Raw genomic sequence first — 14,168 nt, 5'->3', positions numbered from 1 at the left:
CAGTCATTGGTTCGTTTTGCATGCAAAATTGTAAAGCTTACAGCGTTTAATTATATCGTCTGTCTACGGAAAGTCGAATTCCCGACCACAAGGAGGTCTGCGCCGTGAAAGAAGTGCTGCGCGAAATCGAAGCGATCGCCCGCTGTTCCGAAGCGATCAGCAGCATCGAATTCAAGCATCTGAAGCTGTCCCGCGGGCTGCATCTGTATCTGACATTTGTCTGCGAGAATCCGGGCGAACCTGCCGGCAGCGTGCCGGACCGGCTTAAGGTCAAGCGGGCCGCGGCTTCTCGGGCGCTGCAGAAGTTGGAGGACGAAGGACTGATTGTACAGCGTGAAGCTCTGAATCTGCGGAAAGACAAACGGGTGTACCCGACGGAACAAGGCAAATCGGCATATTTGTTCATCCGGGACGAAGGTGAATATGCCGATAAGTCCTCGCTTCGCGGACTGTCGCAGCAGGAGACGGCGCAGCTGCTGGATATGCTGTACCGGGTGCGGATCAATGTGGAAAAAGACTGGCGCTTCGTGCAAAAAGGCGGACGGCGTCCCTATATTCACGATTATTACAATCGCTTGATTGATGCCGGAGAAGAGGAAGATTCCGCCGGAATTCACGCCGACGAAGTCCTTGTTCCGCAGGAGGAAGAACCTTTTCAAGCGGATCGAACTTTGGAAAATGCGGACCAAACTTCGGGAAGTGTGGAGCCTGCCGAATACGGTTCCGATCTTTTTTCGAACCAAAAGGTTCCGCTGTGGACATACGAAGAGACGAAGGAGCAGGATGCCCAGCGTTCCCGCCAGAAGTCGGCAGCGGACGTTGAAGAAGCTGAGGAGAACTGACTTTTTGAACCTTTTTAAATTCTTTTAAGATTTTAGAGCCTATACATTTTTGCGTCTGCATCATATTTGCATCTATACCATCATAACTTTTAGAAAGGAGCGGGAGCCGTTGCTAAATGTGCCGCCATCCTCTTTTATTTTGACGCCCTACGTTGCCAAAATCGCTTGCGAACCGGGTTGGAAATGGCAAAAACGCGAGCAGCCGCTCCAGAACTACGATCTGTTCTATGTTTGGAGCGGAGAAGGAAGGCTGCTGCTGAACGATGAGCCGCATGAGATCGGAAAAGGAAGCTGTTTTCTGTTTCGGCCAGGAGATCATACCAGCGCTTCGCACAATCCGCAAAAGCCGTTGGTGCTGACTTACATTCATTTCAATATTGAAGCGGAGACGTACGATATTCCAGAAGCCTATCGCGAACTGAGGGAAACGGTCGACTTCGAGTATTTGCTGTCGCGCTATGTCCGGGTATTATTGAGCGAAACTTATGCGGCAGAGGAAGAAGCGAAACTGCTGCTTAAGCAGATGATGATCCATCTGCTGCGCGGCGACCGAGAAGAGCCGTCGGAGCGCCGGGGAAGCAATCATCTGTATGAAGTTGTACACGAGGCGGCCAACTATGTCCGTCAGCACCCCAGTCTCGCGCACCGTGTCGAAGACTTGGCGGCACGCGCGGGATTGTCGCCGAGATATTTTTCCGCCAAATTCAAAGAATTGATCGGCGCCTCGGTGCAGTCCTATATTATTCGCATGAGAATCGAGCGCGCTCAACATCTTCTGGGGCATGCGGGTATGAACGTAACGGAAGTGGCGGAAGCGCTCGGTTACCGCGACATTTTCTTTTTCAGCCGCCAATTTAAGCAGTATACGGGCAAGAGCCCATCCGAGATTCGCTGATTCTCCCGATCGCCCCTAAATATTTTGATCAATATGCATAGTTTCGCCTGTCTGACTGTTTGATTGCTCACGCGCTTGGGTAATGATTCGTTAGCTTTCATCCTTGAGACGCTAGAGCGCCGGGATGAGGAAGGAGGAGAAACTATGCTGATCAGACGCCGGATTCGCTGCGGAGCGGGGCGCACCGGGGGCAGTGCCATTTTCCGCAATCGTTTGCGCCGGGTCAAAGCCGCAGAGCAGAGCGAACTGTGGTTCTAACCCTATTGGATACTACAATGAACGATCATATATGCAGTATGCAGCAAGTGGTACGCGCAAAGTGTACATAATGTAACGGCCTGCAACGACGAAAAGACCTTCCGGAATGTATGGGAGGTCTTTTTTTATGCATTCGTCCGAAAAAATTAGCTTTGGATTCGGCTGTCAGCAGATGCGGCAGGCAGCTGCTCGTATTCTAGGAACGGGTCAGGAATGTCGAGACTGTATGCTTCGGTATCGCTGGCTCCGACATACAGTACGGCACGGCCGTTGTCTTCCCGCGTCAATCCTCCGCTGAAGATCACGTCGACCAGGTCAGGTCGCTTGGCCGGGCCTGGAGGGAAATCGCTGCGAACCGCAATAATTTTGAGTTCCGTTTTTTCCAGCGTCCAAGGGTTCAGAGCAAAGGTCATTGCATGGTAATGAAGCCGGCCTTCAGCGTCCCGGTTCGAGATATGGCCCAGCACGCCGAGAATGCCGTTGCCGAGCATATGGACTTCGTTGGCTCCGCCCCATTCTTCTTTCACGAATTGATCGCGAAACAGATGAGCGTGCAGGAAGATAGTTTCGGACAAATTTTCGAATGAGTCGATCACATTGAAGCCGATCACGGCGACTCTTCCTTCCACGCCGAACGGTCTGGAGAAGAAGCCGACGGTGCCGTCGGTCAGTGGAGTTAGGCGGATATCCTTCATGTTCCACGGACCGGACTTTACATGTGTCAGTTCGTGCAGAACGCTTCCCCGGTACAGCACCGTTCGCCAGCCTTCGATTTTATGTTCGTCTTCTTTTGAAAATTGAAGCTGCACGCCGCCCATGATCCATTCGTTATCGAGCCGGGTCATAAAAGGGTCCTGCAGTCGGAAGCGCGGCATATCAAGCTTCGGATTCCAGATGCCGTCCGTGAGCGTGAAAAAAATGATCTCTGAATCTTCGGAGTCCCGTTCTTCGACGCGGCCGATCAAGTACCATTCACTTTCATTCCAAAAGGGAGCGGTAATATTGTAAACGTCTCGGCCTTCCACGCCTTCAAAAAGGAGTTTGCGGCCTTTCGTTTCGGCGGGAACGTAAGTTTGCAGAAGTTCCTCGCATGTTTTGGGTGTCCATTCGGTTCTCATCATGGGTAAGGTCAGCCTTCCTGGGATCCGGCATTTTATACGGTTTGTGGGAGGGGAAGAATGACCGCTTGGGCCATGCAGTAAGAGATAATGTTCTCGGAACCCTGATTCAGGTTCAGCCCCTGGGCATGAATGCCGTCATAGCATCCGCCCGTCTGGGGATCGATCAGGCTCTGCTTGAGCGAATTGGCGCCATGAAACCATTCATAGCATCGTACTGCGAACTCGTGGTAAGCGGGAGCTCCAAAGCGGCGATAAGCTTCAAGACAGGCAAACATCGTTTCCGAAGCTTCGATCGGCTGCTCGTCATAAAGAGCGGGAGTACCGTTTCTCGTATACCAACCGCCGCTTCCAATCGGTTTGAAGTGTCCTTCGTCGGCAAACGTTTGCTTGATGAGAAAGTCCAAGCTTTCTCTAGCCGCTGGTGCGTAAGCTTCCTTACCAGGCAGACGGGAGACTTTTAGCATCGCCCACGGAAGCATGGCGTTACCGTAGGTCAGAGAATCTTCATACCAGTGCCAATCGTCTTTTCGGTAAATGGTATAGGAATCGTTGAGCTTGTTCGCCATTGCATCAATCAGCGCTTCGATTCGTGCTCTTGACAGAAAGTCCGGGTTCGGTTTCTCGGCGTCCATGTAAGGAAAAGCGTAAAATAGCGCGTCCGGAGATTCCAGGATAGAAGTGAGCCCAATCAAAGCATAGCCTATTGCTCTCGGTGAACGGATCTGTTCCAGATGCGGCAGAGCGCGATCCAACATATATTTGCACGTGTTTTGCAGATTATCCGGTAGGCCGGTTTCTGTAATCGCGGAACCCAGCGCCCAGAGACATCGACCCTGACAATCGTCAGAACCGACCGTTTCCGCGAAAGAGCGATCGTAATTCATAAAGTTACGGAAGCTTCCGTCGGGATTCTGTGCGTGATACAAAAAAGAGAGGTAAGTATGTGCCAAATCCAGGCCGCTTTCGCTTGGCCGCTTTGCGTAAGCTAGGACTGCCGCAATCAGCGCTCTGGCATTATCGTCCGACGTATAACCGTGAGAGCGGTCGGCGACGCCAAATTTTGTATGTTGGAAAATACCGGTGTCGTCCGTCAGTCTGCGCAAATAAGACAAAGGAAGCGCATCATTCTCCATCATGTTTTTCAAATGACACTTCCTTTGGCCGCACAGGTCCGCAGCAGGTCCGCATATTCGCCAGCGATTTCGTTCCAATGCATTGTGCGTCCCAGCATAAGCGTTTTGCGTTCCATGTCGGCTTTGAGTTCCGGCTGATTGAACACGCTCAAAATGTGTCGTTCCAGTGAAGCCGAATCCCGGAATTCCGCCAGCAGTCCTCTTCCTCCCGCCAGCATTTCCTGTGCGTAGCGGTACGGCGTCGAAATCACAACCCTTCCGTAGCCTATTCCGAAAGCCAATGTTCCGCTTACGGCTTGGTCTTGGCCCAGATAAGGAGTCAAATAAATATCCGACATGACCAGCGACTGAACGACTTCTTCCTGCGATAAATGCTTGTCTACAAAAATTACGTTTTCACCCAACTGGAGTTCCGCCACCCGTTCTTGCAGACTTTCCCGGTAGACTTCTCCTTCACGGCGCTTGATGCCCGGATGCGTTCGACCCCAGACGATATACAAGGCTTCCGGATGGGTTTTGACCACGCTGCTCATGGCTTCAATGACGTATTCGATCCCTTTTCCGGGGCTCAAAAATCCGAAGGTGGACAGAATCTGGCGACGCGGAAAGCCGTAACGCATCTTCAATGCTTCGCGGCTTTCGGTCCGGACAGTTGGCACGCCGTGATGATGCATTTCGATCTTGTCGGGCGTAATCCCGTATATATTGATCAAATCGGGCATCTTGTTGCGGGCCATGGTCACCACTTTAAAGCTCAGCGCAGCCAGTTCGGTCATAATGCGCTGCTGCTCCGCAGAAGGAGAAGCCAGTACAGTGTGGAAAATCACGATAAACGGAACACGTAGAGCCGCTGCGAAATCAAGAATATAACTGCCATTTTCTCCTCCGTAAATACCGAATTCATGTTGAATAATCACAACATCCGTGTCCGTCCGATTGAGTTCGGCTGCGGAATTCAGGTAATCGTCGAGGTTATTTTGAGCGATTTTTCCGATAACTTCATTGCCGTAAGCATATGATCTTCCGTCTTCGATTGCGATAATGGTTGGAGGAGTGAAATCTTCAAATGTAGCAAGTTCATTCATCATGTCCTGCGAGAACACGGCTAATCCGCATTCACGAGGGAAACTAGTGCCTACGAAAACGGATTTTAGCCCGGAGACGGCAGGTTCAACGTTAAGATTGTTCATAATAAACCCTCCTTTTTCATTTTTTTACATAAGTAAAGACAAAAAAAGAAATAAAGCTGTCTTTATTTCTAATCGAAGTAAATGAAAATGGGGAGAAGCAGCGTTCGATCAAAGTGGAGACCAGAGAGGAAAAGCCTAAAAAAAGAGCTGCACGGTCATCGGGTAATAGTCTAACGCTACCACTCCTTAAGTTAGGTGTAAAGCAAGACAACATAAGAGGTAATGAAAATTGACAGCCGGGAGTGATTGTATTTGAAGAGAAGTATGGATAAAAAGGAGCAAAGAACGGCTATCGTAACGGGAACGTCCAGTGGATTCGGTCTGCACATTTGTATCGAACTGGCTGCTGCAGGTATACGGGTGGCTGCCGGCATGAGACGACCGGAAGCGGCAGATCGACTGTTTGCTGCGGCCCGGGAAGCGGACCTGCTGCAAGAAGCGGACTTGTCGGTTGGAACAGCGGAAGAACCATATAAAAACTCCGGACAAGCCGAGCAGTTGGGAAACCTGGAGGCACTTGGGACGGGTCCGGTGTCGAGTCTGATTTTCCCGATCCGGCTTGACGTGTGCGACGACGAACGTGTAAGTACAGCGGCAGCAGAAGTGTTTGACGTATTCGGTCGAATCGATATTCTCGTCAATAACGCAGGCTCGGCAATGGGCGGATTTATTGGAGAGGTTCCGATGGATGGTTGGCGCGAACAGTTTGCCGTCAACGTATTCGGCATGATTGCGATGACCGGTGCCGTGCTTCCGTACATGCGTGAAGCCCGCAGAGGCTGCATCCTGCAAATAAGCAGCGTCAGCGGCGTAATGGGGCTGCCGGGCTACGGACCTTACGTTTCATCGAAGTTTGCGCTTGAAGGCTTTAGCGAATCGCTGGCGCTCGAAACGTCTCCTTACGGAATCCGGACTTATGTGATTGAACCCGCTTCCTACAAGACGGACATTTGGGAAAAAGGATTTGCCGGCATCTACCGGACAGACGATTCACCGAACGAAGCCGCGTTGAAGCAAATGCTGGAGATGTCGCGCGCCAGTGCGGCGAGCGGAGGCGATCCGCGCGACGTTGCGAAATTGGCGGCCGATCTGGCGCTTGGACGCAGAGGGAGAGGGCGTTTCCGCTACGTCGTGCCGCGCCGTGCCGCCCTGCTCGCCGCGCTCAAAAGGCGTCTGCCTTTCCGGATTTTCCAGCTTATGATGCTGCGGATCTTGCGGCCAGAGGTCAGGCGGCGATCATAAGCGTGAATACATAGGTCACAGGTATAGGCAGGATAAACATGCATGAACGAAAATTCGTTATTGCGTCTCCGAGAAAAAGTGTGTATGTTAAAAAGCAACTGCATAACGATACGGGGGTCCGGGCGAGCCGGGCTGAGATTGAAGCCGTTTTACCGCTTCTGACCGTTAATCTGATCTGGATCATGCCAGCGTAGAGAATTCGTATCCGTCCGTGAACGAGGCGGCTTTCTGCGCATTTTTATGCCTGAAAGCCGCCTTTTTGTGCATGCGGCGCCGAAACGTACCGGCCGAACCATCGTCGTTAGCGCAGCAACCGGACTTTGCGAACCGCAAAGCCCGAAATAAAAAGAGTGGGGAGATTAAAAAGATGAGTACAAAGGTTTCGGGAGCGGCTCCACGCCGCAAAGGGCTGACATTGACAGACGTATTGGTCACGGTAGTCGTGTCGCTTGTATTGGGAATCGTCTATCACTTATGGGCGTCCGTATCGAGTGTAGCGGGGCTGCTATTCCTGCAGTCCAATGAATTGGTGTACGGAATGTGGTTCGCTGCTTCGACACTGGCCTTCCTGCTGATTCGCAAGCCGGGTGTCGCTCTGATTGCAGAAATTGCTGCGGCGCATCTGGAGATCGCGTTCGGCAGCGCCTATGGTATTCAGCTGCTGCTGTACAGTGTCGTACAGGGCCTTGGAGCGGAGTTGGTATTCGCGGCGTTCCGTTATCGAAAGGCAACTGCATTTGTAGCGGGGCTGGCGGGAATCGCTGCCGCTGCCGGATCGCTTCTGGCCGATATTTATTACGGCTATGTGACGGAGTACGCGACTTGGCTGCTAATTTTGAAATATACACTGCGTGCCATCAGCGGTTTTGTAATTGCCGGATACCTGATGTACGGATTGGCGAAGCTGCTGGAAAAAGCCGGCGTGACCCAATCGCTGCAGCCTGTAGACCGCAAGGAATACGATGCGCTGGACAGCTAAAAAGGGGATAAAGCCGCTGCGATATGGCATCGGCGATACCGTGCAGAAATGCGGGTATCATGAAGCCGAAACATCGAGTCGGTCCTGCCGGATCTTGATGTTAAGCAGGCTTGCGCTTGTCCCGGGAAGGAGCGCTGAATAATGGAAAGCCGGATCACGGAAATGGAAAAACAATGGGGAGCGGAGCCGGAAAAGCACGGGGATGAATCGCACGGCAATCCGCAGGAGGAACCGGGCAGACGAGAGTTTGAAGAGTATGCCGCGGAAGCCGTAGGGCTGCGTCTGAAATTCCCGGGTGTTACAGAGCTGTTGTTCCGAGATTTATCGCTGAAGATCGGCCAAGGAGAAAAAGTGCTTCTGCTTGGTCCAAGCGGCTGCGGCAAGTCGACACTGCTCCAAGTGCTGGGCGGAATCATTCCGAGGGTGACGGAAGTGCCGATGAAGGCAGAGCGATTGAAAGTGCCGGAATCGGCGGGAATCGTGTTCCAAGATCCCGATACCCAGTTCTGCATGCCTTATGTGGACGAAGAGCTGGCTTTTGTGCTGGAAAATCTGACCGTACCGCGGGAAGAAATGACCGGTCTTATCGAAGCTGCGCTGCGTGAGGTCGGGCTGAATTTGCCTGATCCGCACGTGCCGATCGGCAGTCTGTCACAGGGAATGAAGCAGAGGCTGGCGCTCGCGTCGGTCCTGCTGCTGCAGCCCGATACGCTGCTGCTGGACGAGCCGTCCGCGCTGCTTGATCCGGAAGGACGGCGTACAATTTGGGAAGCAGTGCGCCGCGTATCGGGACAGCGCACTGTAATTATCGTCGAGCACCGGATTGAAGAAGTCATTGACTGGGTGGATCGGGTCGTGCTGTTCCGAAGCGACGGTTCGATCATGGCCGACGGTCCGGCAAGGACCGTGTTCGGCCGCTATCGTGCGGAACTGCGCGAATACGGAATCTGGTATCCCGAAGCGTGGGATGACGCTTATGGAAACATTCTCGGCAGGGACGCGGACAGCAGTGAGCTATCGTCGGGCGGCAGCGGAGACGGAGCTGCGCGGCCGGCGCATACGTCAGATGCGTCATTGGCTGCCGGCAGCGCAAGTCCGGGCCTAGGCGCACGGGACTTGGTTGTCAGCGCTCCGGTTCCGACTCCCGTCGCTCCTGCTTCAGATCTTATCTCTTCGGCTTCCGCCTCCGTCGCTCCTGTTTCGGCACCTATCGCTCTAGATCCGGCTCTCGGCGATTCGGTACCGTCTGTAGGCACCGAATCGGAGCAGCCACTGCTGAAACTGGAGAACTTCCGAGTGCTGCGCAGCGGCAGGAATGTATGTGCGGTCGAAAAGGCGGCGATCATGCCTGGCGACCTAATCGCGCTGACCGGCCCCAACGGAGCCGGAAAAAGCTCGCTGCTGCTCGGGCTAATGGGCCTGCTGCCGCAGGAAGGAATGTGCGAATACGGCGGTGTTCGCCCTGTCGGCCGCCGATCCGTGCGGGAGACGGCTGCCAAGCATGCCGCTTTTGTTTTCCAGAACCCGGAGTTCCAGTTCGTTACGAACCGGGTACAGGACGAGGTATCCTTTACGCTGCGCAGCGAAGCACAGGCCGCACTGCCGAGAAAGCGAGGCCTATTCGGACGTAGAATGCAGCTCGGACCTGAAACAGAGGCCGAGCTGGAGCTGCGCGCAGGCCAGTGTCTGGATGGATTTGGTCTCTGCGAATATGCCGATCGCCATCCCTATTTGCTCTCGCTTGGCCAGAAACGCCGGCTCAGCGTAGCGTCGGCAGTCGTATCGGACAAACCGCTGCTGCTGCTCGATGAACCGACCTTCGGGCAGGATGCCCGCAATGCGTTCGCAATGCTTGACCTGTGTGAGACGCTTCGGGCTTCCGGCCGCGCCGTGCTGATGATTACACATGAACCGGAGATCGCCGAGCGGCTGGCTACTCAAATATGGAGAGTGGAAGGCGGAAAACTGGTATCGGCGGAGCCGACAGGCCGTTCTCGCGGCGAAAGCCCACGGCTTGCGAAGGAGGAACAGGAATGAAGAAATTTTTCGAGCCGTCCCGAACGACGCTGCTTCACCGGGCGAATCCGGCTTTGAAGCTTTTGCTGTTTGTTCTGCTGTTTGTTCTGACTCTATTTGTACATCGCATCGACATGTCCTTTTATCTGGCCTGTACTTTTCTACTGCTGCTGTTTGTCGGTTCGGGATACCCCGTCTGGAAAACGGCTCTGATGGCAGCAGGATTTACTCTGGCATTGGCTTCGGCGTCTCTGACAATGATTCTGTTCGGGAAAGGCAGTGAGATCTGGTGGGCATTTGGACCGATTTCGATCTCCAAAGAAAGCTTCTACCGCGGTTTGCATCTGGGTTTTCGCTCGATCGCTTTCGGCTCGCAGGGGCTGCTCTTCGTGCTGACGACTTCATCGACAGGGCTGTTCTATGCGCTGATGCAGCGTCTGAAATTAAGCCCGAAATACGCGTACAGCTTCATGGCCTCAATCCGTCTGCTGCCCATGGTGGGGGAAGAGCTGCGTATTCGACGCGAAGCGCTTGCCGTGCGCGGTGCGGGAGCAGGTTCTGCGGGGCTGCTTCGTCTGCCGGAATTGTACGCGCTGCCGCTGCTTGCGCAGAGCATTCGGCGTGCCCAGCGTACTGCCGCAGCAATGGAAGTCAAGCGTTTCGATGCAGGGAAGCAGCGAACTTATTACTATGCTTCACCGTTTACGCGCAGCGACGCTGCGGTTTTGTTGGTGCTGGCTTGTGCTGCGGCAGCAGCCTTTCTGCTGGCACAGGAACTGCCGATCTTCGGACTCGGCGATATGCGGATGGACCCTTGAGGTCCGTCCGCTTTTTTGTACACTCCGTTCTCTGTTGTACAGCGGACGAATCGTATGCATTAGTAAATTTTATTCAAACAGCTTTATCTCTGGATTCTTGTGCAGGACATGTACGATCATGGCATGCAGTTGACCCCGATGATGATAGAAATGCGCGAGTGTTTCCACCAACCATTCGAAACGTGAATATTTCACGCCCCAATAAGAGACGGTTTGCTGCTCCAATTCTCGATTCGTCAGCGAAGCAATGCCTGTTTTAAGGGCCGAATAATGCTGCAGCAGCGAGGATTCCAGCGCCTGCAGAGTCTGGGCAGGCTCTGTTTGTTCATAGAAACGCTGCATGTCTTCGAGCGAAGCTCCGGCTCCGATTCGAAAATCCGCCTCACAGAGTACGGACAGATGAGCAAGAAGTTCGCCGACGGACATTTTATTGGGATGCCCTTTGACGACCAATTCTTCTTCGTTCAACGAACGGATCAAAGCTTGTACCGACTCTATCGCAATATCCAGTTGGTCAAATATACTTTTGCAGCATGGATGCATAAAAATCTCCTCTTTTCTTAAGAAGTTTGATCTTATAAAGATAGAACCTTTGTTTGTATTTAGGTACTGAAATTTATCATATGCCGCTGTAAATGTTCGTTTTCTTATACGTCTGACATAAACCTTTATAATCTTACAACATATGGTATCATAGGGTGGGAGATTATTAAGTTTCTTCAGTCATTTTCAGTTCAATCGTTTGCACTCGTCTATTGTTGTCCTAATCCTTTTTTTTCTTCTGGAATTTCGGAAAACTAACGATTCCAAACCTCTTGCTAGGGTTAAAGATGTTTATATGATTTGATTCTGTCTATCTTGTTGAAACATCAAGCCTTCTTAAATCTTGGCAAGTCGTGTTATTCCTCGTATTCCCGTTTAGGCATCTACACATCTGCGGATACCGTTCCGCCATACGCACAGCCGTATATATTGCCGAGGAGGTTCGTCTGAATGAAGAAAAAAGAAATGATCGCCATGCTGCTTGCCGGCGGACAGGGAAAGAGACTTAAAGGGCTGACGAAATCTTTGGCCAAACCTGCCGTTTATTTTGGAGGAACATATCGCATTATCGACTTCCCGCTCAGCAACTGTACCAATTCGGGTATCGACACTGTAGGCGTGCTGACTCAGTACGAGCCGCTCGTACTGCATTCTTACATAGGTGTCGGAAGCGATTGGGATATGGACCGTAAAAACGGCGGCGTGTTTGTTTTGCCACCGCATGAACGGGAAAATGGAAGCAGTTGGTACCGAGGCACGGCCGATGCCATTTCGCGAAATCTCAAATTCATCGATCAATATGATCCCGAGCACCTGCTGGTGCTGTCCGGCGACCACGTGTATAAAATGGATTACACCAAACTGCTTGATTATCATAAAGAAAAAAATGCAGACTGCTCTATCTCTGTCATTAACGTGAAGCTTGAAGAAGCGCCGAGCTTTGGCATGATCAATACTCATGACGATCTCCGCATCTATGAGTTCGACGAGAAGCCGAAGCAGCCCAAGAGCACGTTGGCATCAATGGGCGTCTATATCTTCAAATGGGACGTGCTGCGCAAATACCTGGTAGAAGACATCGACAAGCCGGATACCGAATCGTCGCACGATTTCGGCAAGGACGTTGTACCGAAGATGCTGGCTGACGGCCTGTCGTTGTATGCGTATCCTTTCGAAGGCTACTGGCGCGATGTAGGTACAATCCCAAGCCTGTGGGAAGCCAACATGGACCTGCTGAACGATGATCCGGACCTTAATCTGAACGATCCGGAATGGCGCATCTATACGCGGAACCCGAACGAGCCTGCCCAGTACATTTCTCCGGATGCCAAGCTCAAAAACTGCATCGTTAACGAAGGATGTACCGTGCGCGGCGAAATCGACCGCTCCGTGCTGTTCTACGGCGTTGAAGTCGGCGAAGGCAGTGTAATCACGGAATCGGTCATTATGCCCGAAGTGAAGATCGGTCGCAACGTGCGCATCCACCGGGCTATCGTAGATCAAGGGAAAGTGATTCCTGACGGAACTGTGATCGGCGCCGACCGCGAAGACGATAGCGAAATCTTATTGATAAACGGCGATACGCCTTACTGATTACGTAGAAATCAGAGGCGAGGCTGTTCGCCGAAACGGCGATACGCCTTACTGACCAACTAAAGGTCAGAGGCGAGGCTGTTCGCCGTAAACGGCGATACGCCTTCCTCATCATACAAACTCAGGAAATGAAATATTTGAGTTTTTAAAAAAACTCCGATTTTCTTGTGAAGCCATAAGCGGAGGGAGAAATTCAGTGAAAGACGCCTTTGAACCCGGAAAGATTCCTTTTTGGATTCATTCCACTTTCCGGGTGAGACAGCGGCTTGAACGAATTTCTCCCGCAGCTTTCAAGTTTCTCTAACGAATAGGAATTTTTAAGAACGCAAATTAAAGACAGCAGAAAAGGGACGGTGGAACCATGAAACTCATGGGTGTAATCAATTTAGACCACGAGCTGGACCAGTTAAACGAACTGACGTACTTCCGCGCAGGCGCGGCCGTTCCCTTTGCGGGACGCTACCGACTGATCGATTTTGCATTGTCCAACATGATGAGCGCAGGCGTACAAGATATTGCGCTGTTCGTACGACGCAAATATCGGTCGCTGCTCGATCACTTGGGAGAAGGCCGTCCATGGGATCTTGACCGCAAGCGGGGCGGATTGTTCGTTCTGCCTCCGGACTGGAACGACCCGACCGACATCTCGGCAGGAGATCTGCAGCATATGCATAACAACCGCGACTTCTTCAATCGTAGTACCGGAGAATACGTCGTTCACTCAGGCAGTCAGCATTTGTCCAAAGTGGACTTCTGCGATCTGGCGACTTATCACAAGGAATCGGGCGCGGATGTGACAGTAGTGTACAAGCATATCGATCTTCCGGCAGCGGAACATGATCCGTGCTTCCGGGTCGACGTTGGCGAAGACGGCTTTGTGACCGGCATTCATAATGAGAAGGGCCATCACAATGTCTATATCGAGATTTTCGTTATGGAGAAAGATTTGTATATGCAGCAGATGGAGTACTGCATCGCGCATGGAGACAGCTACTTCTTCCGCGACGCGATTATGAAAAATCCAAACGGGCTGAAGATTGCGGCTTACGAGTATAAAGGTTACCATGCGGTAATCAACTCGGTCGAAAGCTACTACAAAAACAGCCTTGAGCTGCTGGATCAGGAAAAATATAATCAGCTGTTCTCGAAAGATATGCCGGTGCAGACCAAAATTAAGTATGAAGCACCGACCAAGTATCTCGAAGGTGCTGACGTACGCAACTCCCTCGTCGCTAACGGCTGCCGGATCGCCGGCGAAGTCGAAGGTAGCATTCTGTTCCGCGGCGTAAAAGTGGAAAAGGGTGCAAAAATCATCAACTCGATTATTATGCAGAAATGCGTGATCGAAGCGGGGGCAATCATAGAGAACGTCATTCTGGACAAAGACGTTCAGCTGACTGCAAATCGCACTTTGATAGGCGATGCCCGCAGACCATTTGTTATCGCGAAACGAAGCATCATCTAGCAGGATATCATTAACAAATTTCGGGATTGGCCGGCAATTCACCCAGCTCTAAAAAATCCGGCCAATTTACCGA

12 protein-coding genes and 1 riboswitch are annotated in these 14,168 nt (G+C 52.1%); of the genes, 8 read left to right on the top strand and 4 right to left on the bottom strand.

What is annotated here, in order from left to right; translation table 11 throughout:
• Window positions 1–104: 104 nt before the first annotated feature.
• Window positions 105–842: a MarR family winged helix-turn-helix transcriptional regulator gene (locus F456_RS24285; protein WP_018976711.1), complete on the top strand. Its 738-nt coding sequence runs from the start codon at window positions 105–107 to the stop codon at window positions 840–842.
• Window positions 843–951: 109 nt separating this feature from the next.
• Window positions 952–1,737, top strand: coding sequence for a helix-turn-helix domain-containing protein (locus F456_RS0109105; protein WP_018976710.1), 786 nt, complete (start codon window positions 952–954; stop codon window positions 1,735–1,737).
• 404 nt (window positions 1,738–2,141) lie between these two features.
• Here the strand turns inward: F456_RS0109105 and F456_RS0109095 are convergent, their stop codons facing one another.
• Genes F456_RS0109095 through F456_RS0109085 form a run of 3 tightly spaced genes read right to left on the bottom strand, consistent with a single transcriptional unit; the run spans window position 2,142 to window position 5,439 of the window.
• Window positions 2,142–3,116, bottom strand: a complete 975-nt coding sequence (locus F456_RS0109095) for a DUF1861 family protein (protein ID WP_018976708.1) — start codon at window positions 3,114–3,116, stop codon at window positions 2,142–2,144.
• Window positions 3,117–3,148: 32 nt separating this feature from the next.
• Window positions 3,149–4,252: an AGE family epimerase/isomerase gene (locus F456_RS0109090; protein ID WP_040925112.1), complete on the bottom strand. Its 1,104-nt coding sequence runs from the start codon at window positions 4,250–4,252 to the stop codon at window positions 3,149–3,151.
• Window positions 4,253–4,257: 5 nt separating this feature from the next.
• Window positions 4,258–5,439: a glycosyltransferase family 4 protein gene (locus F456_RS0109085; RefSeq protein WP_018976706.1), complete on the bottom strand. Its 1,182-nt coding sequence runs from the start codon at window positions 5,437–5,439 to the stop codon at window positions 4,258–4,260.
• A 252-nt stretch (window positions 5,440–5,691) separates the two neighbouring features.
• On the opposite strand from F456_RS0109085, the gene F456_RS0109080 reads away from it, so the two are divergent.
• The 4 genes from F456_RS0109080 to F456_RS0109060 all read left to right on the top strand — a co-directional run bounded on the left by F456_RS0109080 (window position 5,692) and on the right by F456_RS0109060 (window position 10,494).
• Entirely contained in the window at window positions 5,692–6,681 is a 990-nt protein-coding gene (locus F456_RS0109080; protein ID WP_229675709.1) for an SDR family NAD(P)-dependent oxidoreductase, read from the top strand.
• 100 nt (window positions 6,682–6,781) lie between these two features.
• A riboswitch (TPP riboswitch) is annotated at window positions 6,782–6,896 on the top strand.
• Between the two features lie 152 nt (window positions 6,897–7,048).
• A complete protein-coding gene (locus F456_RS0109070) occupies window positions 7,049–7,660 on the top strand; it encodes an ECF transporter S component (protein ID WP_018976703.1) in 612 nt (203 codons plus the stop codon).
• 141 nt (window positions 7,661–7,801) lie between these two features.
• Window positions 7,802–9,697 carry an ATP-binding cassette domain-containing protein gene (locus F456_RS23565; protein ID WP_018976702.1) on the top strand — a complete coding sequence of 632 codons (1,896 nt, stop codon included), beginning with the start codon at window positions 7,802–7,804 and terminating at the stop codon, window positions 9,695–9,697.
• Window positions 9,694–10,494: an energy-coupling factor transporter transmembrane component T family protein gene (locus tag F456_RS0109060; protein ID WP_018976701.1), complete on the top strand. Its 801-nt coding sequence runs from the start codon at window positions 9,694–9,696 to the stop codon at window positions 10,492–10,494. The genes F456_RS23565 and F456_RS0109060 overlap by 4 nt, the downstream gene beginning before the upstream one ends.
• 69 nt (window positions 10,495–10,563) lie before the next feature.
• Here F456_RS0109060 and F456_RS0109055 read toward each other — a convergent pair whose 3' ends face one another.
• Entirely contained in the window at window positions 10,564–11,037 is a 474-nt protein-coding gene (locus tag F456_RS0109055) for a DinB family protein (RefSeq protein WP_018976700.1), read from the bottom strand.
• A 450-nt stretch (window positions 11,038–11,487) separates the two neighbouring features.
• Between F456_RS0109055 and F456_RS0109050 the strand changes: the two genes are divergently transcribed.
• Together F456_RS0109050 and glgD are read left to right on the top strand one after the other, a co-directional pair.
• Window positions 11,488–12,630, top strand: coding sequence for a glucose-1-phosphate adenylyltransferase (locus tag F456_RS0109050; RefSeq protein WP_018976699.1), 1,143 nt, complete (start codon window positions 11,488–11,490; stop codon window positions 12,628–12,630).
• Between the two features lie 361 nt (window positions 12,631–12,991).
• On the top strand, window positions 12,992–14,095 hold the full coding sequence (gene glgD / locus F456_RS0109045; RefSeq protein ID WP_018976698.1) for a glucose-1-phosphate adenylyltransferase subunit GlgD: 1,104 nt from the start codon (window positions 12,992–12,994) through the stop codon (window positions 14,093–14,095).
• The last annotated feature ends 73 nt before the right edge of the window (window positions 14,096–14,168 follow it).

Origin of the sequence: Saccharibacillus kuerlensis DSM 22868, from assembly GCF_000378145.1 — a bacterium.
In the GTDB taxonomy this organism is placed as follows: Bacteria; Bacillota; Bacilli; order Paenibacillales; family Paenibacillaceae; genus Saccharibacillus; species Saccharibacillus kuerlensis.
Note: the sequence above shows the minus strand (reverse complement) of the source record. Positions and strands in the feature narration are given on the sequence as shown.

Bases quoted from the DNA above. Each gene is read 5' to 3' on its own strand.
- F456_RS0109085 (WP_018976706.1), bottom strand. From the start codon at position 5,439: ATGAACAATCTTAACGTTGAACCTGCCGTCTCCGGGCTAAAATCCGTT.
- F456_RS0109095 (WP_018976708.1), bottom strand. From the start codon at position 3,116: ATGATGAGAACCGAATGGACACCCAAAACATGCGAGGAACTTCTGCAA.
- F456_RS0109050 (WP_018976699.1), top strand. From the start codon at position 11,488: ATGAAGAAAAAAGAAATGATCGCCATGCTGCTTGCCGGCGGACAGGGA.
- F456_RS0109060 (WP_018976701.1), top strand. From the start codon at position 9,694: ATGAAGAAATTTTTCGAGCCGTCCCGAACGACGCTGCTTCACCGGGCG.
- F456_RS0109055 (WP_018976700.1), bottom strand. From the start codon at position 11,037: ATGCATCCATGCTGCAAAAGTATATTTGACCAACTGGATATTGCGATA.
- F456_RS0109090 (WP_040925112.1), bottom strand. From the start codon at position 4,252: ATGATGGAGAATGATGCGCTTCCTTTGTCTTATTTGCGCAGACTGACG.
- F456_RS0109070 (WP_018976703.1), top strand. From the start codon at position 7,049: ATGAGTACAAAGGTTTCGGGAGCGGCTCCACGCCGCAAAGGGCTGACA.
- F456_RS23565 (WP_018976702.1), top strand. From the start codon at position 7,802: ATGGAAAGCCGGATCACGGAAATGGAAAAACAATGGGGAGCGGAGCCG.
- glgD (WP_018976698.1), top strand. From the start codon at position 12,992: ATGAAACTCATGGGTGTAATCAATTTAGACCACGAGCTGGACCAGTTA.